General features: G+C 50.3%; 15 protein-coding genes and 1 riboswitch. Of the genes, 5 read left to right on the forward strand and 10 right to left on the reverse strand.

Going from position 1 to position 21,197, the window contains the following annotated elements; genetic code table 11:
- Window positions 1-71: 71 nt before the first annotated feature.
- A riboswitch (TPP riboswitch) is annotated at window positions 72-178 on the forward strand.
- Between the two features lie 52 nt (window positions 179-230).
- Window positions 231-1,409 (forward strand): putative hydroxymethylpyrimidine transporter CytX, encoded by a 1,179-nt coding sequence (gene cytX / locus LIO98_RS10555; RefSeq protein ID WP_291956661.1) that lies wholly within the window; start codon window positions 231-233, stop codon window positions 1,407-1,409.
- Between the two features lie 117 nt (window positions 1,410-1,526).
- Window positions 1,527-2,789, forward strand: a complete 1,263-nt coding sequence (locus LIO98_RS10560) for a class II fructose-bisphosphate aldolase (protein WP_291956663.1) — start codon at window positions 1,527-1,529, stop codon at window positions 2,787-2,789.
- Window positions 2,790-2,925: 136 nt separating this feature from the next.
- Here the strand turns inward: LIO98_RS10560 and LIO98_RS10565 are convergent, their stop codons facing one another.
- The gene (locus tag LIO98_RS10565; RefSeq protein ID WP_291956666.1) at window positions 2,926-4,437 is read right to left on the reverse strand and encodes an AMP-binding protein; all 1,512 of its coding nucleotides are present in this window, start codon (window positions 4,435-4,437) and stop codon (window positions 2,926-2,928) included.
- 154 nt (window positions 4,438-4,591) lie between these two features.
- Window positions 4,592-6,151 carry an ABC transporter substrate-binding protein gene (locus LIO98_RS10570; protein WP_291956669.1) on the reverse strand — a complete coding sequence of 520 codons (1,560 nt, stop codon included), beginning with the start codon at window positions 6,149-6,151 and terminating at the stop codon, window positions 4,592-4,594.
- A gap of 153 nt (window positions 6,152-6,304) precedes the next feature.
- Between LIO98_RS10570 and LIO98_RS10575 the strand changes: the two genes are divergently transcribed.
- The gene (locus LIO98_RS10575; RefSeq protein WP_291956672.1) at window positions 6,305-6,865 is read left to right on the forward strand and encodes a DUF1850 domain-containing protein; all 561 of its coding nucleotides are present in this window, start codon (window positions 6,305-6,307) and stop codon (window positions 6,863-6,865) included.
- On the opposite strand, the gene LIO98_RS10580 is transcribed toward LIO98_RS10575, so the two are convergent.
- From LIO98_RS10580 to LIO98_RS10595, 4 genes are all read right to left on the reverse strand, one after another.
- The gene (locus tag LIO98_RS10580) at window positions 6,856-7,755 is read right to left on the reverse strand and encodes a hypothetical protein (protein ID WP_291956675.1); all 900 of its coding nucleotides are present in this window, start codon (window positions 7,753-7,755) and stop codon (window positions 6,856-6,858) included. The genes LIO98_RS10575 and LIO98_RS10580 overlap by 10 nt on opposite strands.
- 292 nt (window positions 7,756-8,047) lie before the next feature.
- A complete protein-coding gene (locus tag LIO98_RS10585; protein WP_291956678.1) occupies window positions 8,048-9,004 on the reverse strand; it encodes a TAXI family TRAP transporter solute-binding subunit in 957 nt (318 codons plus the stop codon).
- 136 nt (window positions 9,005-9,140) lie between these two features.
- Entirely contained in the window at window positions 9,141-11,105 is a 1,965-nt protein-coding gene (locus LIO98_RS10590; protein ID WP_291956681.1) for a TRAP transporter permease, read from the reverse strand.
- A 444-nt stretch (window positions 11,106-11,549) separates the two neighbouring features.
- Window positions 11,550-14,258, reverse strand: coding sequence for a M20/M25/M40 family metallo-hydrolase (locus LIO98_RS10595; RefSeq protein WP_291956685.1), 2,709 nt, complete (start codon window positions 14,256-14,258; stop codon window positions 11,550-11,552).
- Window positions 14,259-15,083: 825 nt separating this feature from the next.
- Between LIO98_RS10595 and LIO98_RS10600 the strand changes: the two genes are divergently transcribed.
- A complete protein-coding gene (locus LIO98_RS10600; protein ID WP_291956688.1) occupies window positions 15,084-15,983 on the forward strand; it encodes a tetratricopeptide repeat protein in 900 nt (299 codons plus the stop codon).
- A 210-nt stretch (window positions 15,984-16,193) separates the two neighbouring features.
- On the opposite strand, the gene LIO98_RS10605 is transcribed toward LIO98_RS10600, so the two are convergent.
- Together LIO98_RS10605 and LIO98_RS10610 are read right to left on the reverse strand one after the other, a co-directional pair.
- The gene (locus LIO98_RS10605; protein WP_291956691.1) at window positions 16,194-16,508 is read right to left on the reverse strand and encodes a hypothetical protein; all 315 of its coding nucleotides are present in this window, start codon (window positions 16,506-16,508) and stop codon (window positions 16,194-16,196) included.
- 399 nt (window positions 16,509-16,907) lie between these two features.
- Window positions 16,908-18,269, reverse strand: a complete 1,362-nt coding sequence (locus LIO98_RS10610) for a gamma-glutamyl-gamma-aminobutyrate hydrolase family protein (protein WP_291956693.1) — start codon at window positions 18,267-18,269, stop codon at window positions 16,908-16,910.
- A 565-nt stretch (window positions 18,270-18,834) separates the two neighbouring features.
- On the opposite strand from LIO98_RS10610, the gene LIO98_RS10615 reads away from it, so the two are divergent.
- Window positions 18,835-19,293, forward strand: a complete 459-nt coding sequence (locus LIO98_RS10615; RefSeq protein ID WP_291956695.1) for a helix-turn-helix transcriptional regulator — start codon at window positions 18,835-18,837, stop codon at window positions 19,291-19,293.
- 309 nt (window positions 19,294-19,602) lie between these two features.
- Here LIO98_RS10615 and deoC read toward each other — a convergent pair whose 3' ends face one another.
- Window positions 19,603-20,250, reverse strand: coding sequence for a deoxyribose-phosphate aldolase (gene deoC, locus LIO98_RS10620; protein ID WP_291956698.1), 648 nt, complete (start codon window positions 20,248-20,250; stop codon window positions 19,603-19,605).
- Between the two features lie 3 nt (window positions 20,251-20,253).
- Window positions 20,254-21,159 carry a LysR family transcriptional regulator gene (locus LIO98_RS10625; protein ID WP_291956701.1) on the reverse strand — a complete coding sequence of 302 codons (906 nt, stop codon included), beginning with the start codon at window positions 21,157-21,159 and terminating at the stop codon, window positions 20,254-20,256.
- Window positions 21,160-21,197 lie beyond the last annotated feature (38 nt).

Raw genomic sequence — 21,197 nt, forward strand, 5'->3', positions numbered from 1 at the left:
ACATTACTAAGTGAACTTTACAACTTGCGCGATACTGTTTAGAATATTTGCAAAGAGCGGAAGGTGTTTCCGCCGCAATTACGGGGAGCCTGAATTTTCAGGCTGAGAGGAGGCTGGCCCTCGACCCGATGAACCTGATGTGGGTAATGCCACCGTAGGGAGAATAGCTTGGATCAGATGATGGCTGTCCTTCTTGGAGGGGCCGTCATTATTTTTAAGGGGTGTTTTCGATGAACGAAGAGAAGAGAACGACAACGGCTAACGCGCTGATCTGGTTCGGCGCGGCGGTCTCCATCGCGGAAATATATACGGGCACACTGATGGCGCCGCTGGGAATGGCGCGCGGCATGGGGGCGGTGATCGCGGGGCATCTGATCGGCGGCTTCCTCATGTATCTCGCGGCGCTGATCGGCGGCCTGTCGGGACGCGGCGCGATGGAGAGCGTCAAGCTCTCCTTTGGCGAGCAGGGAGCGAAGTTTTTCGCGGCGCTCAACGTGCTGCAGCTTGTGGGCTGGACGGCGGTGATGATCGCGGGCGACGCGATCTCGCTCGGCATCATCCTCAACCCGATGTACGGCACGGACAATACCCTTTGGTGCGGCGTGATCGGCATTATGATCGCCATTTGGATAATGCTCGACATGAAGAACTTCGAGCGTGTCAACAAGCTTGCGATGGCGGCGCTCTTCATCCTCACGCTGGTGCTCTCTTTCATCGTATTCAAGCGCGGCGCGACGGAGGCGGCCCGCGGCGTGATGAGCTTCGCCGACGCGATGGAGCTTTCGGTGGCGATGCCCCTTTCGTGGCTGCCGCTGATCTCCGATTATATGCGCGACGCGGAGGAGCCGAAAAAGAGCGCCGCCGTGAGCACCGTCGTCTATTCGCTGGCCAGCTGCTGGATGTATTTCATCGGCCTCGGAGTCGCGATCTACACGGGAGGCTCGGATATCGCGAAGATCATGCTTGAAGCAGGGCTCGGTATCGCGGGCGTGGTCATCGTCGCCTTCTCCACCGTTACGACGACCTTTCTCGACGCCTATTCCGCGGGTATCAGTTTCCACGTCATATTCAGCGGAATAAAGGAAAAGGCCGCGGGAGTCGCCGTCTGCGCGATCGGCACGATGACCGCCATTTTCGCGCGCTCCGACAGCTACGAGAACCTGCTCTACCTTATCTCTTCCGTATTCGCGCCGATGGTGGCAGTGATGGTGACGGACTTTTTCATCCTGAAGAGAAACCGCGCGGCAAGGCAGATCTCGCTGCGGAACATCATCTTGTGGGCCGTCGGTTTCGCCCTCTACCGCTATCTCATGACCGTCGGTAGCCCAATAGGCGCGACGCTGCCGGTGATCGCCGCGACCATCGGACTTACCTGGCTGGCCGGCATAGCCTTACCGGAGAAATCGTAACAAAGATAAATAATTCACTTTGTAATATTGCGGCAATTCCTTTGCAATATCACACTATAAGGGCTACAATTAGGCTATAAGCACCTTATTATAGAAATTTCTCAGGGGGAGATTCCAATGGATGTAAAGAGCAAAGCATATCAGGAGCTGCTGAAGAAGCGTCCGCTGAACGTGCAGGCACGTTTCGGCGAGACGGAGATGGGGCTTGTCAGCGGGCGTGATATCGCGGCGGCGGCCAGGGAAGTCGATTCCATCGTGCTTGCGGCAAATGCGCGTCATCCGCTCGTGATAAAGGCCGTACTTCAGGCGGCAAAGAAGAAGAACGCGGCGGTGCTCATCGAGCTCGCTAAATCAGAGGCGACCTACTGCGGCGCGACCTACGACAACATTCCCGAATACGCCCTGAAGTATTCCGAGGAGATGGGACACGGAGCGGTATTCGGACTCCACGTAGACCATTACGCCATTAAGGGACAGGCCGACGTGCTGAAGGGCGTGGGGCATCTCACAAAGATCCTCAACAACGGCTTCACCTCGGTGGCCATAGACGCCTCGCACCTCGACGACTATGACAACTTCGCCGCCACCCGCGCGCTCGCGGACTGGCTGCCCTCGGAGCTCGGCCTTGAGGTCGAGGTGGGCGAGATCAAGGGGCCCGGCGAGCTTTCTACCGTCGAAGAGGCTCTCTATTATATCGGCGGCCTCAACGCCTGGCAGGTCTTCCCCGATTATCTCGCGATATCGAACGGCAGCCTGCACGGCACCTATGACCCGACGGCGGGACAGATGGAGGGCATCGATCTCACCCGCACGAAGGAGATCGCCGACGCGATCGCGCCCTACGGCGTGGCGATAGCGCAACACGGTATCTCCGGCACACCGCTCGACAAGGTATCGACTTTCCGTAAGTACGGCATCCGCAAGGGCAATGTCGCGACGCTCTTCCAGAACGTCTACTACGGAATCAAGATGGACCCGAACACCGGCAACGCGATCACCGAGGGCGGCACATACACGAAAGAGGCCGACCGCGGCATTTCGATGGAGCTCTGGGAGAAGATCGTCGCCGCCGGAGACGAGAAGGGAATGAGCCGCAAGAGCGGAGATTACAAGAAGCTCAATCTGCCCTTCTGCGATATGATCCTCGCGGAGCCCAAGCCGATCGTCGACAGGATCGTCGATGAGATGGCCTGGTGGGCGGAGCGTTTCATCGTCGCCTTTGGAGCGGAGGGCAGCGCCGACGCGGTGGCCGAGGTCATGGCGAAGCGTGTTGACCAGAACGCCTCCCCCGACCGCAAGGTTCTCGGCGAGAGGAAGAATTACACCAAGACCAACGCACCCGGCAAGGGCGGGAACGACGGTAAAAATTACGACGATTAAATATCCGCCGCGGCGCGTGCCGACTGTCTGAAAGGTACGTACATGTGGCATATCTGATCAAAAAATAAAGTTATCGCATAAAAGCAGGTCCGCGCGAAAGATTTTCGTGCGGACCTGCTTTTCTTTTTTTAATTTTTTACTGTTTTTCGATCTTCATCTTCCGCAGCTCGCGGCGCAGTATCTTACCAGCGGGAGATAGCGGATATTCGGTGACGAAACCGATCTTGCGCGGCACTTTGTAGTGCGCCAGCCTCTCACGGCAATAGCTCATCAATTCTTTCGCCGATACTTCGGCCCCTTCATTGAGAACGATGAAGGCCTTCACAAGCTCTCCCGCGACATTGTTCTTCTCTCCCACGGCAACGGCGGCGTGCACCGCCGGATGGGCGCATATGACCGCCTCCACCTCCTGGGGATAGACGTTGAAGCCGCTGACGATGATGATATCCGTCGCGCGGTCGACGATCTTGATGTAGCCGTCGGCGTCTATCTGGACGACGTCGCCGGTGTTGAACCAGCCGTCGCGGAAGCGTTCTTTTGTATTCTTTTCGTCACGGAAGTAACCGGGAACGACGGAGGGCCCCTTCACCCACAGCACGCCCTCCTGATGGAGGTCAAGCAAATTCCCCTCGCGGTCGCGTATCTCGATCTGGTAATCGGGATAGGGGCGGCCAACGGTACCAAGTTTCTTATCCGCCTCCGTGGCGTTGACGGCGACGACCGGCGAGCATTCCGTCAGGCCGTAGCCCTCAAGGATGCCGACGCCGAGGTATTCGCGGCAGCGCGCCTCCATCTGCACATTGAGACGGTCGCCGCCGGTGATGACGTGCGTAACGCCCTTTATGTGATGATCTTTTTTCGCCAGAGCCCCGAGCAGGAAGGCCATGATCGTCGGCACCGCGATCACCCGGTTGACGCCGGCCTCCTCTATCGCCTTTATCGTGCTGTCCACCGGTACGAAACTCGGGACCACCGCCTGACGCACCCCAAAGGCCAGCGGCATCATCCCCGCCATGTTGTAGCCGAAGGTGTGAAAGTTAGGCAGCACGTTGAGGAATACCGCGTCTTCGTCCAGCAGCCCAGGAACATGTTCCTCTATCGGCGCAAGGTTGCCGAGCATGTTCGAGTGCAGGCATACCACCGCCTTCGGCAGTCCTGAAGTCCCGGAGGTGGAGAATATCACGGAAGTTTCCGCGCACTCCGGCCTGCCCTGTCTGCTCCGCCACAGCGGCAGAGGCCCTTCGAGCGGTGATGGAACGAGCGGTATATCCGACGGGAAGCCCTCGCCCGCTGCCTTTTTATGGCCCTCGTCCGTGAGGACGACGGCGTTTACATCAAGCATTTTTATCGTATCTATCAGGTTTACTGCGCCGGTGCGCGCGTTAAGAGGAGCGATCGCCCCGCCGAGCCGCCAGCAAGCGACAGAGAGCGCCAAGACCATCGGCGAGTTGGGAAGCAGTACGGCAATGCGCTGTCCCCTTCCAAAGCCAGAGACACGCAGTTTCTCTTCACAGTCGGTGATGAGCGCCTCCAGGCGCTCCCAGCTCCACCATTCGCCCTGCCACCAGATACAGTCTGATTTTTCTTTTCCCTGCCAGGCCGCTTTCAGTGCATCCTCAAGCCGGTCTGTGTTGAACCTCTTTACCATCCCTATGCCACCCCACTACGCTTTATATAACATTATTATCACAGATTTTTCTGAGTTTATCCACTAAAATGCGGCTCTTGCGGACAACTTTGACAAACATTCATCTATTCGGATATGTGGCCGCAGCCACGGCGCTCCCGCCTCCGTACGCTGGTCAGTCTTTATTTACCCTGATACGCCGCTGGAAGATACCCTTATCGTGAGCACAGTAGACGACCGCCATAGCCTTGTTGAGCGGCATATGGCTGCGTGGGTCGATGGTAAGGGTCGCGTGTGTGAGCGGCAGGTTCTTTGTCGCCAGCAGAGTATGGCGTATCGCCTCCCCGCGGAAACCGGGGGTGCTCTGGAGAGCCGACGCGATCCAGCGTACGCCGTCATATGCCAGTATGGCGGCCATAACATCCTCCGGCGGGCAGTTCTCGTTATAGAGGCTGCGATACTCCTTCAGGACGGAACGGATCGGCGGATCGAGCGCCGACACCTCGTTCACCCACCAACTGCCCTTCAGGGCCTCCCCCGCGTCTGTATAGGTCTTATCGGTAAAACCCTCACCAAGGATGGTATCCAGAAAACCGGCCGCGCGCGCCTCCGAAACGATCTTCGCGGAGTCCTTTCCCGTTCCCGGCAGTATCAGAAGGTCCGCCCCACTCTCGAATATCGCCCGCATCGCCGCATCGTGACTACTCTCTTTTTTACCGTTATAGGAAAGCTCCGTGACAGTCTTGGCGCCAAACCCCACGGCCCATTTGCGCGCAGAGAGGTAGGTCTCTTCGGATAATTTATCAGATGAGTCGTAATAGAGGGCGATCTGTTTCTTATGCAGCGCCTGTGTGGCAAAATAGGAGAGCACCTTGCCGCGCGCTTTCGCGTCGTTCACGAGGCTGAAGGTATAGAGATAGGGCAGCGCGGCGTCCATAAGCTCCTCTTCAGCAGGCGGCGTCGGCGAGATAACGATGAGCGGCGCCTCGATGCTCTCGGCTAGCCGCGCTATCTCCGCAACGTTTCCGTTGTTGGCGCCAAGCATCATTACAAGGAAGCTCTTGTCCTTCATCGCTTTTTTGACCGAGGCTACCGCCTTCGCCGGATCCCTGGGCAAATCGAAACCTACTACTTTAAGCTTATATTCCTCGCGCAGCGGCCCCTGAATATTTATACGCTCGACCGCAAGCTGCGCCGCCCTCAGCTGCACATGTGATAGGCGCGCCTCCGGGCCGGACATCGGGGCGAAGAAGGCGATGCGCAGCTCGTCGCCGACAGGAGTACGCTGGCTGCCGATCTGGAAGAAGAGCACGCACAGCACCAGCATCGCCGCGATCAGAATTACGCCGTTATAAAGAGATTTTTTACGCATCCGCATCGTTCGGGGCCGGTTTGAGATGCCGCCGGATATCCTCCTAAGATTGCCAGGCGTGGCGACAAACCCCTCTCCCGCGGGACGTTCATCTTCATATTTATCGGCTACGGCGCCGTTTATCAGGGCCGCGACCTCTTTCGACTGTCCCGCCGTAAATCCAAGCTGCTGGCACAGACGTTCTTCCTGTTCCCCATCCAGAACCGCCTTTGCGGAATTGGCACGCCAGCCACACTTGAGAAGATACCTGAGGGCAAAGGTAAGATGAAAGGCCTCCTCGGCCTGCTGCGCGCAGCGGTCCTCAAGAAACTGTGACAGCCTGTCGGGGTCTTCCAGTATGTTTATTCCATAGCTATCTATCAATTCGGACAGTACATCACGAATGTTTTCGGACATCATTCCACTCCTTATCTTAATATAAATAGTATACAGCATTGGAGTTCATAAATGAATTTCATAAATTGTAAAAACGGCCCCTTGGTGATAAGGTATAGCTGAAACGAGGTGGAGAACGACATGTATAAACGTATCCCGGTGGCTGTTCTGTTTTTTTCGCTGCTTTCAGCCGCTTTTTTTATCGCCTCCATGAGTTGGCGCGTAGATTCTCTGGAGCTCCTCGACGACAGCCGGAGGGTGCTTTTTTCCGTGCCCATGGCGCTGGGACAGCGTTTTACGACGACATATATCCACTCCGTAGAGCTGACGCCGGTGGAAGATGAATATATCGTGCTCGGCGGGAAGATATGGACATGGCAGGAGCGCGTGAAATCGTCAAACGCGGGAATGCCCTGTTTCAAACCCGACAACGGCTGTTATATCAACACGAAAGAATGGCTGATATTTCAGGGCGGCCGCCAGTCGTGGGACCATTATTACCTTCGCGTCGGCAACAAGACCTTCGGCCTCAATAAAATGGAATTGGCGCCATTCGGCACAACGTGCTTGTTCAAAATTTTCCCCGGAAAACGTCTTACTGTAGCAGTAAAAAGCGGTCCTATGCTCTTTACAGAGCTCTATAAAACGGAGGCCCTTTACGAACCGCTTCCACAACAGCGGCTATTCTCGTCCTACAGGTAGAGGTTCACAAGAAAGAGGGCGACGCCGCAGTATGAAAGGAGAAGATATGGTGAGGACTTCCAGCCAAGCGGCAGACGCTCCCTCATCTTCATATAGGCCGCCCTTATCGGCGGTATTACCACTATTTGTACTATAAGGACCTTGAACCAGAAAAAGGCAAAGTCCGCGGCGTACATCGGAATACCGGCTAGCCTAAGCAGCAGCCCGATGTTTACCGGGACAAAGATCGCCGTTATTATCGCCGGACAGAGCGTCGAGCGGACGGCGTCATAGACCTCAAACAATGAGATATATTCCGTAAGTTCCGTCTGCCTTACCTTGCGGCAGGGAGAGACTACGGCGAGAGAAAAGAAAAAGAACACCAGTCCGATACGCCCCCAAAAATTCGTTACAATCGCAAGGGGCATCGCAGCATAGGTGTTAAGGCAGAATATGCTTCCAGGCACGCCGATATTTATCACAAACCAGGCAAGCGTGATAATAACAAGCAACAACGCTACCGTAAACTTGAAAAGTATATTTATCTGGTTTATGTCTATGGAAAAATATATCTCTTTTGAATATTGCTTGAGTCCCCTGATATAAAAATTCTGCGCCAGAATCAGCAGCGACACAGCAATAAGAAAGCCGCCCCTGACCGAGAAAAACTGAGGCAGCGACCCCATCGGGATAAAAAAGTAAACGGCAATGAGGAAAAGACACGAAAGGTAGAGCGCGCGGGGAGCTTTTTTTTTCTCATGGCGTATCTTTCCTTCGATAAACCGCTTGAAAGGGGAAAGGATCGGCTCCCTTTCACTGTCACTGATATTGAACACCGCGTTTTCTATGCCCATAAATAAAAGCGTGATGCTGATTATGAGGTAGACGAAGGCTGCCGCAGAAAACGGCATAATGATGAAGTTTATCAAGATGTCAATTCGCTCCTTGATTTAATTTATACAGAAACTGCGGCAAAAATACTATAACTTCAACATATTTTACGGCAAAATCACTAGCCGCCGCGGCGCATTTACCATATACTTTACATAGCTACAAAAAAGAGTCTAAAAAACAACAATTTTCCTTGTTTATGATTATATTACCAGAATAAAGGACAAAAATCATCAATAAGGCCTAATTTAAAAAAATGCTTAAAAAAAGAGCCGCCTTGAGAGGCGGCTCAGTGAATCTAGAATCTCGATCTTACTTAATAAGTCCCTTTTCCTTGTAGAACTTCTCTGCGCCGGGGTGCAGAGGAGCTGTAAGTCCGTCAAGCGCGCCTTTAAGGGTGATCTCTTTACCTTTAGCGTGGACCGCAGCGATATCCTTAAGGTTGTCAAACATAGCTGTCAGGAATTCATAGACCTGGTCGGCGGGAACTGAATCGTTGGTGATGAGGATCGCCATGACGGCCGGGGTCTTAGTCTCTTTGTCGATTCCCTTGTACGTATTCGCGGGGATCGTGCTTGCCACGAAATAGGGATATGCCTTGTGCAGCTTCGCGAGGAATGCGTCGTCAAAGCTCAGAAGGTCGACGTCTTTCGTCGTGGTGAGGTCCATGATCGAAGCGGTCGGGTAACCGGCAACGACGAATCCGGCGTCGATCTGATTATCCTTGAAGCGGCTGGTAGTGGCTGCAAAGTCGAGGAAATCGGCCTTTTTAAGGTCTTTGTAGGTAAGTCCGGCAACCTTGAATATCGCCTGTACGTCGCCTTCAACGCCTGAACCGGGGGCTCCGACGCCTACGCGCTTGCCCTTAAGGTCGGCGATGCTCTTGATACCGGCATCCTTAGCGATGACTACCTGGATGTGCTCGGGGTAAAGCGAGGCTACGGTGCGGATATTCTTAAGGGGCTTGCCCTGGAACATCAGCTCTCCGTTGTACGCCCAGTAGGTGATGTCGTTCTGCACGAACGCGATTTCAATACCCTTTGTGGCGATGAGGTTCACGTTGGCCACGGAAGCATTTCCGGTCTCAGCCGTGCACTGGATCTTTCCGCCCTTGGTGACAGCCGCCGCGAGGGCTCCGCCGACCGCATAGTAGGTGCCGGTCGTGCCGCCCGTCGCGATCGACATATAGGTGGGCGCCGCCATAGCGACGGTGGTAAGGGAAAGCGCTGCAAGAAGTGCTACAAGTGTTACGATGATGCCTTTCTTCATTTTTGTTTCCTCCCCAAAAAATTTTTTTTGCAATGCGGGCTCCTAAAAGAAGCCCGCTGATCGCCAACTATAATACTCTTTTTTCCAACAAGACTCAACACAAGACCTGAGTTCCGGCTGGAACCGTGAAAAGGAGCTAGGCCTTTGCCGCGTTTCTTTTGGCCTTTGCGGTCTGTACGATATAAATCACGGCCAGCACCGCCAGCCCCGCCAGGTCGGAGGTCGTCCCAGGAATCAGAAGTCCTATCGCTCCGCCAAAAGCCAGGATACGCATGTACCAGGCAAGATGGGCTTTGAAGAAGCCTATCGAGAACATCGCGAGCAGGAATACGCCGATCAAGGCCGTGCAGATCGCCTGCACCATTACCATCGGCACCACGTCGATGAAAAGCAGCATCGGGTTATAGACGTAAACATACGGCACAAGGAATCCGGCCAGCGCCAGCTTGAAGGCCGTTACACCCGTCTTCATCGGGTCGGAGCCGGCAATACCGGAACCGGCGTAGGCAGCCAAAGCTACCGGCGGCGTCAGGTCTGCCGCGATACCGAAGTAAAAGACGAACATATATGCCGCCATCGTGGGAACGCCAAGCTGGAAGAGCGCCGGGGCCGCCATGGTGCTGGTGACGATGAAGTTCGCCGTCGTCGGAAGTCCAGTACCAAGGATGATGCTCGCGCACATCGTAAAGATGAGCGTCAGTATCTTGCTGCCGCCAGCCGCCGTAACGATCGCGCCGGCGATGCGCAGGGCAAGGCCGGTAAGCGTCCCCATACCGACAACCATACCGACCGTGGCGCAGGCGCAGGCCACGCCGATAGCGCCGCGCGCTCCGGCCTGGAAGGCCTCGTATATTCTAACCGGCGTCAGGCGCGTCTCTTTGTTGAGCCACGAGAGCACGAAGCTGACAAGGATGCCGTTAAAGGCCGCCTTCAGCGGCGTGTAGCCGGCAAGAAGGAAGTAGATGATCGCGATAAGCGGGATAAGCAGGAATCCCTTTGATTTAAGCAGCGGCCATATCGGGGGCAGCTGCGACCAGGGGATACCTTTGAGTCCGAGACGGCAGGCCTCAAAGTGAACCTGAACCATGACCGCAAAGTAGTAAAGCAGAGCGGGAACTATCGCCGCGACGGCAACCTGGATATACGGCATGCCGAGGAACTGCGCCATGATAAAGGCGCCCGCCCCCATGACGGGAGGCATGATCTGGCCGCCAGTAGAGGCGACCGCCTCGACTGCGCCGGCAAAGTGAGGTTCGTAGCCGACGCTCTTCATGAGCGGGATCGTAAACATACCAGTGGTACAGACGTTGGCAACGGAGGAGCCGGAAACGGTCCCCATCAGACCGGAGCTGACGATGGCAACCTTCGCGGGACCGCCTGTCGACCAGCCGGCGAGGGCCATCGACAGGTCGATGATGAACTTTCCAAGGCCGGTCTTTTCAAGCACGGCCCCGAAGAGGATGAACATGAAGACAAAGGTCGACGATACCTCGAGAGGCGTCCCGAATATCCCCTCCGTACCGAGATACATATGGTTTACGATACGCGCTACGGAGAAGCCTCTGTGCGCGAGCATCTGCGGCATGTAACGTCCAAAATAACAGTAAAGCAGCGCGATGATCGCAAGACAGGGAAGGACCGGGTTCGATATCCGCCGCGTCGCCTCCAGCAACGTCGCGATAAGGATGAATCCCATTACAAGATCCGTTGTGGTAGGCAGCCCGGCCCTCGTAACAAGGTCGTTAAAGAAGAATACGAGATATAGCGCGCTGGCAACCCCTAGCGCGGCAAGGATAAAATCATAGAAGGGTATGCCGCTTGTCTTTGACTGTTTCGACGTGGCCGGATAGAGAAGAAAGACCAGTGCCAGCGTAAAGGCCAGATGGACGGCACCCTGCATCTGGGCCAGCAGCAATCCGAAGCCTGAGGTGTAGAAGTGGAAGCATGACATCGCGACGGCAAGCAAAGCCACCATCTGTCCCTGCCAGCCGGTAAGCGCTCTGAAACGCGCCTCCGTGTCGTACTTGCGCATAAGATCTTCAAGATCGATCTTTGCGTTTTCCTCCACTTGATCAATTATTTTTACTTCTGTTTCACTCACCAAAAATTCCTCCTCCGTGGAGAGTCTGAGACATATACGCGGTTACACAAAACGGCAAGTATTTACATACCAAACAATAAAATAAATTCCTGATTAATCAAGATTCTATACTTTTTTATGCAAATAGCTGTCGTTCCGGTAAATAATAAAAAATCTCATCAATTATTATATACTTTTATTAGACAAGTATCAACAATCAGCTTTCTAAATATTCCACGGCGAGACACAGCTATCATTATAAAGATACAATGCCGGAGAAAAAACATTAGCTCCAAATCTGTATTCTCTCCGGATATTCTCTTAATAGCTTAAATAAAAAACTAAATATCCCATTTTCTCTTCATTATAATTCAATCCTACATGTTATTTTTGTTTCTGTCGCCTGCCAGAGTTTGGCAGGCGACAGAAATCCAAAGATTACATCTGGTTTGTGACGAGGGATACTTACCTTTTCTTTCTCTTGATAAAGAGCGCAGGTAAGGCAAGAAGCGCCATCAGACCGGCGAAGCCCGAGTTACAACCGCTACTGCTACCACCATTTGACGGCCTTGGCGGTGTAACGTTATCCGCCGCAACAAACGTTACAGGCGACGTAAATTCAGCATCACGCTTGCCATCCTTAATGACAAAAAACCCTCGCGTTTCTGCTGCTGTATCTATATAACGGTTTTTCTCATCAGCAAACTTAGGTATTATAGAGGAAACCTCCGCAGTTGTCATGTCATTCCCTGCTGTATCAGCTACCGCTATGTAAGCGCTGAGGTAAATATTATCACTATACTGTGATGTTCTCTTAAAGAAATAGAGAGATTCCTTGCCTTCTGGAGCCTCTAAAGCTACAGCCTTACCATCAATCATCACATAGAATTTGAAGGTTTTGAGTAATGTTGCTACGTCTGCCGCTTTAAGCGTATTCCATGTTTCCTGAGAAGCTCCGATAGAATCAGGTGTAAGTTTCATTTCAAGGCGCAGCGGTAATATCAGATCTTCGGAGATGCTGTCAACATTGAGATATATACCTCCCTGTTCATGACCAAGGGCAATGTAATCAGAACGCTGCGTACTGGTCAGATTGGATTTAAATACAGGGATGTTAAATTTAGTTGCAGCGACAACCTTAGCCCCGTCAAATATAACTTCATTACGGGCATCCTGATACGTACCAATCGTCACATCAAGCTGTGCCAATTCTGAACGCGAGGAATCATAGCCATCAAAATCAGCCTTGACGATCTGTGCCCCGGCTGTTCCAGGATATCTCGCGAGAGCAAGGAAACCATCTGTATATAGCTGGGTCATTTGTACCGCACTGTCTACCGTCATACGCTCATTGGGAGCGTGCCACCAACGTTCATTTCCAGGAATAATCGCACCGTATGCTATCTGTTTGCCATAATAGTCGCTGGCAAGAGTACCTCCGGTAGTTCCGAGCGGCGTTGCATTCTTGAAAATTTCATCGGCGTCATCAAAACCTGGCTGCTGAAGGCCAAACTGATAGGCCTCAAACATTGTTTTTACAAGAGGTGAATCTGCGGGCGCGTAAAGTGTTGGAAGCCCTGTTGGAGGAGTCATACTGCCAGTTTTTGTCCATCCCTTATCAGTGAATGCAGTAACATGCGCCATCCATTTTGCATTAGATTCGTCCTTTGTCTCCCAAAGAGAACGCGTATAGAGACGTGCGGTAAACTTGCCTGTGACAGGATCATACGGCGATGGGAAATACTTTTCTCCGCTAATTTTATCCGTATCGCTGTAGCCAAGAGCGATAGTCATCATTTCATAACCAGTTTTAGGATGCTTACCGCCACAGCCGAGATTGTAGCCGCGAACATCTTCAACTCCGTCTGGTGCAAAGAAGAATGAAAGATTTTCCGCGACCGTTTTAACTTCAAGGCCATCCGGCAGAGCCTTTGAAAGTCCATACATCATCCTCACGTAGGCGTTGCTGCCGTATGCGGGAGTCGGAGTCTCCATTGCTTTTTTAGTATCAATTGTTATAGTAACGTTCTTACACCCATAATCATTTGCAGTTGAGTAATCATATTTAAAATCCTCTACCTCCCATCCTGCGTTTACAATCGCAAGATTGAACTTGGCCTGGAAATCCATTCTCTCTTTATCACCATTACTACTAGTCGAACCCACTGCATCGTCTGGAATTCTGAGCGTAAATGCTGCGCGAGACGGCACCATAACTCCGCTTCCATATATTATGTGTTTGATCGTTTTATCAGTTTCAGGATAATGGGTAACATCAAGTTTTGTATCCAATAGGCTAAAGTCTTTCCCGTCATCTATAGAAATATCTTTAGTAAAGTCACAGTTCCAAGAGACTGTGTTACCATAAATTACAGGGAAACGTGAATCGGAGGTAAAGGAACCGACAGGCATCTCTTCCTGGTGGCGAAGTTTGTAACACCAATTATCATAAAACGAAGAGGTCATGCCTCCATCCTGCGTTGGCGTGTATACCCCGTTTTTTAACGGTATTCTCCTGTTACTCGGACTGTTGTCCTCAAATCCCCCCATTACGACACGAACACGGCGATCAATAGCATAACCGCTGTCCATAATAGCTTTAGCGCCAAACAAAGTTGCGAGGGTAGGACCGCTATCATCCTGAAGACCGCAGCCGTACATCCATCCGTCTTTGATGTAAGGAGTCCAGGGCGATCTTACCCAACGCGGCATATTCGAAGTACTGACAGAAGCCGGCGGAGAGTCAAGGTGACTAAGAGCCATGACCATTTCCGGAGCATCCGGGTCTCCAAACTCTGCATAAACATACATGGCATCATTACGCTGTACTACAATAGGAAAACCAAGACTTTTTGCAAGATTTTTCGCATAATTGAATTTTGCGGCTTTGCGGTTTGGTTCAGTTGGATCGTTCCAATACACCACATCTGGAGTTTCATTAACGTATTCTGAGGAACTATAGGAAATCGTATCGTACTTTACTCCACCTAGAATAGCATCAACGAGCTGATCTTTCATCTCGGACACGGTCTGGTGCATCTTCTGGCTTTCTTCCGGCGTTACGGAAGCCCCTGACCATGCAAAATCAGCATTAGAAACGCCTATTCCAATAGTCGCAGTAGCAACCAAGGCAAGTCCTGAAAGTATTGCTGTTTTCTTTGCTAACCTGAACAATTTCGTCTCCTCCTTACTTTTGTCGAACAAACAAAAAATAGCATAATAGACATAAAAAGCAGGAACTATACATTTATCTAATTCTATTTGCAGGCAACACCTCCAGATATGTAAAACGAGTACTTCGAGCATACAAGAACACACATAGAGCACCCGCCAAGAATGAAAAAATGTCAGGCTATTGCTTATACAAAAAATTAAATTATTACTTGTAAAAAAACTATTTCAAAACAATTGGGTTTCGCGCATTATGTCTACAATGTCAATATTTACATTTGAATATTTCAAAATATTTGGCATGCTTCCTTGGACTCGAAACCTTAAAATTAATAAAACAAAGCACTAAACTCTATGCACGGAAAACTAAGGGCAAACAGATTGGGATTATTGCTTAGCAACACCTCCAAACATGCAAAACGGGCATCTCTGTTGCATAGAAAAAATGCAACAGAAACACCCATTCTACGATATTCGGTGCTAGATTACTGTGTAATTTTGAATTCTTACTATATAAATAATTACTTAGAAGGACTGACTGACTGACTGACTGACTGACTGACTGACTGAGCGTAGCACATTATATTTACAATGTCAATACATATGCTTGACTTTTTCAACATATCAGCTACACTCCATCATTCAGAAATGTTTTGATGTACATATAATACTAACCTATAATTTTTTACAAGACTATCTACAAAATAATAAGTATAGGATATACTACTTTATGCACGGAGTCAATCAGTTTTATTAACTGAGGGCAATTTTTCATAAAATTTATATTTTATATCCTTAATTTGATTTTTCAGCATAAAGGAGATTATTATGGAAAATATTAGCCATAAAAACAAAAAACTATACATTTTTATTATTATTACTGTATTAATAATAATTATTAGTGGCTATTCCTGGATAGGTAAAAGTGCTATTCAAAAAAACTATATTATTTTTCAAGAAGCACAACAACTTGAAAAAAACAAAGAATACAGTAAAGCTATTGGTAAATATGAAGAGGCCGCAACAAAAGGAGACCCGGCTTCGCTTGTTGCACTTGGTAATATCTATTACTATGGTAAGATCGTGTCACAGGATTACACAAAAGCCCTCGGTTATTTTGAAAAAGCGGCAAAACATAAAAATGCCGAAGGGTATAAAAACCTTGGGGTCATGCACCAGTCAGGATTTGGTACAACAGTAAACTTGAAAAAAGCATATGACAGCTATCTTATGGCAGCAAAGTTAGGAAACAGTGAAGCTGAATTTAATCTTGCATCAATGTACATGAGCGGTTTCGGTGCAAGTCAGGATTTTAAGGAAGCAATGAAATGGTTTGAAAAATCCGCCGCTCAAGGAAACAGTAACGCAATGTGCCAGATAGCCTATATTAAAGGTATCGGCTTAGACGGAAGCAAAGGTAATATGAAACTCGCGATGGAGTGGTACAAAAAGGCTGCCGAATTGAAAAATAGCGAGGCTATGGTCACTCTTGGAAACATGTACTGGATGTCCTATGGAGTAAAACAGGATTATAACGAAGCTTTCAAGTGGTACAAAAAAGCAGAGAGCCTTGATTCACAAGAAGCAATTTGTAATATTGGGCTGATGTATGAAAACGGATTTGGCGTAGAAAAAAACATATCTAAAGCTTTGTCATTTTATAAAAAAGCCGCCGATATGGGAGATTCCGTAGCACAAAACCACTATATGCGGCTAAAAACACAATAACAAACTAAGGAGACTGGCATCATATATCAACGCTAGCCTCCTTTTTTAACTATTTACAATTCCGAGAAGAAACGCCATTTACCTATGGTAAAAATAGTTTTATGCTTTCGTTTCCGCGAAGAGCTTCTTCTCCTTAATTCACTGAATAATATAGATCAGCGCCAGGACTGCGATGTCGGAGATCGTGCCAGTGATCATCAGCCCTAAGACTCATCCAAAGGCCAGCAACCGCATATGTCGTTTGTCTTGGATTGCCTGTTCTACGTAGCCGGATAGAGAAGAAAGACCAGTGCCAGTGTAAGTACCAGATGGACGGCGCCCTGCATCTGTGGCAGCAGCAGCCCAAAACCCGAGGTGAGAAATGGTAGCTGGACATTGCAACGGCAATCGGAGCCACATCTGTCCCTGCCAGCCGGTAAACGCCCTGAAACGCGCCTCCGTGGCGTACTTGCGCATAAGACCTTCAAGAACGATCTTCGCGTTCTCCTCCACCTGATCAATTACTTTTACTTCTGTTTCACTCACCAAAAAATCCTCCTCAGTGGAGAGCCTGAAACATATAAATGGTTACACATGAGCGGCGTGTATTTAAATACCGCACTAGAAAAAACAAACTCTTGATTAATATTCTCAAACGAGAGGCGACAATCGCCGCCACTTGTACAGGAGACAAAAAAACACAGATATACCGGAAATATCTTTTATCGTTCTTACTTCTGTAGCCAGCATGAAGGAAGGATTATCCTATATTTTATTCGATAATGTAAATAAAATATAACGATAGCGGCTGATTATATATAAATCGCATTGCCGCATTGGTATCTGAGTTCACAACAACTATAATTCGGCAAAAAAAACCCTATCGCCTGCATAAGTTCGGCAGGCGATAGGGCAGATATCAACTTTTGTTATACCACGTAATAACTACCGTTTCTTTTTGACGTAGAAAAACAAGGGCATGGCAAGAAGAGCCATCAGTCCTGCGGCCGCTCCGGCGTTGCATCCAGATGAGGATGACGAGTGGGATGCGGGGCCGTCCGCGTGAGTTCCGGCATATTTAACCAGAGCGCCAAGCACGGCGTTGCACAGGTCCTGATCGACATCCACGCCGCGGGTATCTTTCAGCGCGTCACGTTCCGGATGCCACTGTACCGCGAGGGCGAACAGGCTGTCGCGGTGCTCTATTGCCTCTACGATACCGTCGGAGGAGTAAGCCGCTATCGTCAGTCCCTTGCCCAGCTTTTCCGGGTTGGTGGCCTGATGGTGCGCCGTAGCGACCAGATCGATCGAGGTGTCTCCGATGATATCATACAGCCATTTCGAACCAGTAAGTATGCCTATGTTCTCCCCTGATTTAAGGTTATGATAGCCTGTGCCGCCGCTGTGGATCAGGCCGTCTATCTGGACACGGTAATGCGGGTGTTCCTTACAATCGGCGGAAACATTAACATATTTTTGAGTCTCCTCATCCCATTTGTTATACCCCTTATCTTCAAACACACCGGTAACACGGCTTTCATCGATCTCACCGGCGATAACCTTCTGTCCCAGATAGTAGGGGATATCCTGGATCAAACCGCCGCCCATCGCCACATTAAAACCCTGCTCGCCGCGGCAGACCGCCAGCAGAGGGACGTCCATGGCGACAGCCTGCTGCATCAGACTGATATCCGAAGTATCGCGAGCGTCATTCCATCCGCTTGATCCGTGCGGCGTCTGCTTTTCACCGTAAAGCGCGGGGTTCCAGTCTTCCCCACCTGTCTCGAAGAGGCCGTTAATCTTGGACAAAACCTCTTTAGCCTCCTCAGCGCTCTTTACCTGCGGCAGGAATACGGCGAAAGCTCCGTTACGCTCAAAGGCCTCGGCAAATCCTTTGTAATCCGATCCTATCTTATCGCTTTTCCAGGAGATACCGACCACTGGACGGGTACGGACCTTCGTGACAGTGACATTTGCGATCTTACCACTGTCATCGATGGCAAGATCGGCGACAACCGCTTTGCCCAGCGTACGCTCGCCGGTGTCGGTGCTTAAAACTGCCGCCGGGGCATCCGGCACTCCCATAATTTCCTTCAGCTTTGCCACCGTGTCAATACCGTTGCCGCTCTTATCAACGACCTTCGCGCCGCTGACATCGGCGGAGTAAACGACATTGTATTCAAGTATAGCGCTTTCATTGATAGAATAAAGCTTCGCGCCGTTCAGCGTTTCCGCCGCCAACGCCGATAATGGCAGCACTGACAGCATCATCAGTGCCACAAAAACAGATAGGAACCGTCTTCTCATTCTTCATAACACTCCTTTTCTTTTGTTAGGACCAAGCTTACTAAGAACCCAACCACACAAAATCAGCATCGAAAGCTCCCCTGCCGACAACGGCTGCTGTCAAAAAGACAGGCATGAATAGGGTTAACACTTTCTCTGCTGAACCAAACGTTTTATCACCTCCCGCATGTTCAGGTTTCTAACGCATGTCCCCGTTTTTCAAAAACAGGCTAAGAACAACATCCGCGTAGGCTAAAGACACCAAGCCCGCATTTTATGATTCCACTCGAAGATAAAGGCGGTACATATATCAGCGCATAACTCAACAGTCACGACAAAGATATTCACACAGCTTACCAGGCTGTATTCTCTTCATACGCCTTTACCACTGTCCGTATCCTGCCGTTACAATTGCGCGGCTATATTTTTCTAACAATAATATTTTTTACATTACAGTTAGTATTTATCATCAAACTCTACTTAGCAATAATACTGGTTATTTTAAGCATTGTCAATGATATTATGAATAGTTATTACCAATATAACTAATTAGTTATTTGTAGAAATTGTAAGTATATTATTAAATATGGACACTAAAGAATTCGGCAGAAGGTTAAAAAAATATAGGGGAAAAACATCACAAGAAAAACTTGGAGAGTTGTTGGGCTATGGGCAGACCTATATCAGCAGCTTGGAGAAAGGCCTGTCAAACCCATCGATTGAATTGCTGGACAAGCTCGTAAAAATAACGAGAATCACCTCTTCTTACTGGCTCGGAGAAATCGATGAAGCCATCCCCATTGAGGACTTGGCCTCTCTCTTTGAAAACGCCGGTAAAAACGCCCCGCCTCCGTCTACCATAGCAAGCAATAAGAAGTTTTCCGCCTTTGACATGGAGCTTGATTCTTTGTCTTCATTTTTCCGTGACCGTGTAAAACATGAAATCTGCACTGCCAAAGATTCAACCTTCAAACGTGTACGGGAGGACGTTGAAGAGCTGCGTATCCTGCTCGAAGATGAGCAGCGGGAGAAAAACGACAGATAAGGGTACAGGCGGCCTTTTTTGTTTTATTGCGCGATATTTCGTTCCGAAAGGCATAGCGACCTGACGACGTGTTAAGCATGTATCATCTTTTTTGTGTTCAACATAAAAAATGCGGGCTCCCTGACAGGGCGCCCGCATTTTTTATTTTTGCTGAGATTCATCTCATCCATACTTTCCGTGGAGAGTTCTTATTAACCAGACAAACTACATAAATCAGCGCCATTGTGGCTCGCAATCATCGCCGGCAGGACATTCAGCCGAAATAGCGGTGAGAGGCTAAATCAGCGCCGCAGCGCACCAATATCAGGACTACTGCCTGCCGCCACACATTTCGACCGATTTGGAGGCGCCGATCCGGTCCGCGCCGGCTGCTATGAGGCGCGCGGCGAAATCCGCGCTGCGTATGCCGCCGGAGGCCTTGATCTTAAGGGCCGTCCCTACCGTCTCCCGCATCAGCCGGACGTCCTCCTCAGTCGCCCCCGCGGTGGAAAAGCCGGTGGAGGTCTTTACGAAGTGCGCGCCCGCCGCCATCGCGGCGCGGCAGGCGCGTACCTTTTCCGCTTCCGTGAGTAGACAGGTTTCGATTATCACCTTAACGATACATCCCGGAACCGCATCGACCACGGCCTTGATGTCCTTAGTTACATCTTCATCGGCGCCGTCTTTTAGAAGCCCTATATTTATCACCATATCGATCTCCGCCGCCCCCTCCTCCGCGGCCTTTTGGGCCTCAAAGGCCTTGGAGGCGCCGCTTGCCGCTCCGAGCGGGAAACCTACTACGGTACAGACGGCGACTTCGGTTCCCTTAAGCAGCCAGGCCGCCAGAGGTACGCGCGAAGAGTTCACACAGACAGAGGCGAAACCAAAGCTGCGGGCTTCGGCGCAGAGTTTTTTTATGTCTTCAGCCGTAGCCTCGGGTTTGAGATTAGTATGGTCTATATATGGCGCCAGATTCATCTATTATTTCTCCCTTTCCTTGCCCAGTTCCGTTATCCGCTGTTTCAAGACATCATCAAATATTGCCAGGCCCGGTATCGAGCTGGATTTCGGATATCTGTGAGTCAGCTTATAATATACAATATCCGGCGGGGAGTCGTAAACCTTTTGAAATACCGCAGCTGGAGATTCTTTCTTGAATTGTCCAGCGGCAGATTCTGGAATCATACACCACTGCCCCGGATGTTTCATCAGGGAGGTCACAAGATTCACCGAATCGAGCTTTACCTTGAAGGACTTCATCGGGTCCCATATATGGTCATGCCACAAACGGTACCCACCGCTCCATTCGATATAGAATTCGTCCTCCTGTTTCAAATCATCCGGTTTTATAAATTCTCCGGGCGTCTCCCCGTCATAAGGAATGCGCGCCGCGATAAATCCCTCTTTATAGAAGGGCTCTATCTGTACGTAACGCGTATTTTCCTCGTGCAGGGTGATCGCGACGTCAAGCGCGCGGCTTTCTACGGCCTGGTACATCTGGTCGGAAGGGTCCGTCAAAATACGCAGATAGACCGGAGGTTCATGTTCAAGCAGTATGTTGTATATCTCAGGAAGCAGGCGGCAGTTAACACTCTCTGAGCCTCCTATGGTGAGAGAATAGGCAGAACCGGGACTGCGTGCGTTTCCGATCTCTCTGCTGACCTCCTGCCATTTGAGCGCGAGCGGAAGAAACCCCTCGCCGGCGGGCGTCAGGCGAATAGATTTCATACCCTTCTGGCGGTCTACCAGTATCATCCCCATCTCGCTCTCCAGTTCGCTGAGATTGTAGCTTATCGTCGACTGTGTGACATTGAGAAGCTCAGCCGCTTTTCCGAGAGTACGCGACATGGCGACGGCAAGAAAGGTCTCTATTCCCTTTTCGTGCATTCTCATCACCTCCCTAAATTATTTTATTCTATTTCTAT

Origin of the sequence: Cloacibacillus sp. (genome assembly GCF_020860125.1) — a bacterium.
Classification (GTDB): Bacteria; Synergistota; Synergistia; order Synergistales; family Synergistaceae; genus Cloacibacillus.

Excerpts from the sequence above, each read along its gene's own strand:
- LIO98_RS10565 (WP_291956666.1), bottom strand. The coding sequence starts at position 4,437 with ATGGTAAAGAGGTTCAACACAGACCGGCTTGAGGATGCACTGAAAGCG.
- LIO98_RS10585 (WP_291956678.1), bottom strand. The coding sequence starts at position 9,004 with ATGAAGAAAGGCATCATCGTAACACTTGTAGCACTTCTTGCAGCGCTT.
- deoC (WP_291956698.1), bottom strand. The coding sequence starts at position 20,250 with ATGAATCTGGCGCCATATATAGACCATACTAATCTCAAACCCGAGGCT.
- LIO98_RS10575 (WP_291956672.1), top strand. The coding sequence starts at position 6,305 with ATGTATAAACGTATCCCGGTGGCTGTTCTGTTTTTTTCGCTGCTTTCA.
- LIO98_RS10600 (WP_291956688.1), top strand. The coding sequence starts at position 15,084 with ATGGAAAATATTAGCCATAAAAACAAAAAACTATACATTTTTATTATT.
- LIO98_RS10615 (WP_291956695.1), top strand. The coding sequence starts at position 18,835 with ATGGACACTAAAGAATTCGGCAGAAGGTTAAAAAAATATAGGGGAAAA.
- cytX (WP_291956661.1), top strand. The coding sequence starts at position 231 with ATGAACGAAGAGAAGAGAACGACAACGGCTAACGCGCTGATCTGGTTC.
- LIO98_RS10580 (WP_291956675.1), bottom strand. The coding sequence starts at position 7,755 with ATGCCGTTTTCTGCGGCAGCCTTCGTCTACCTCATAATCAGCATCACG.
- LIO98_RS10560 (WP_291956663.1), top strand. The coding sequence starts at position 1,527 with ATGGATGTAAAGAGCAAAGCATATCAGGAGCTGCTGAAGAAGCGTCCG.
- LIO98_RS10610 (WP_291956693.1), bottom strand. The coding sequence starts at position 18,269 with ATGAGAAGACGGTTCCTATCTGTTTTTGTGGCACTGATGATGCTGTCA.
- LIO98_RS10625 (WP_291956701.1), bottom strand. The coding sequence starts at position 21,159 with ATGCACGAAAAGGGAATAGAGACCTTTCTTGCCGTCGCCATGTCGCGT.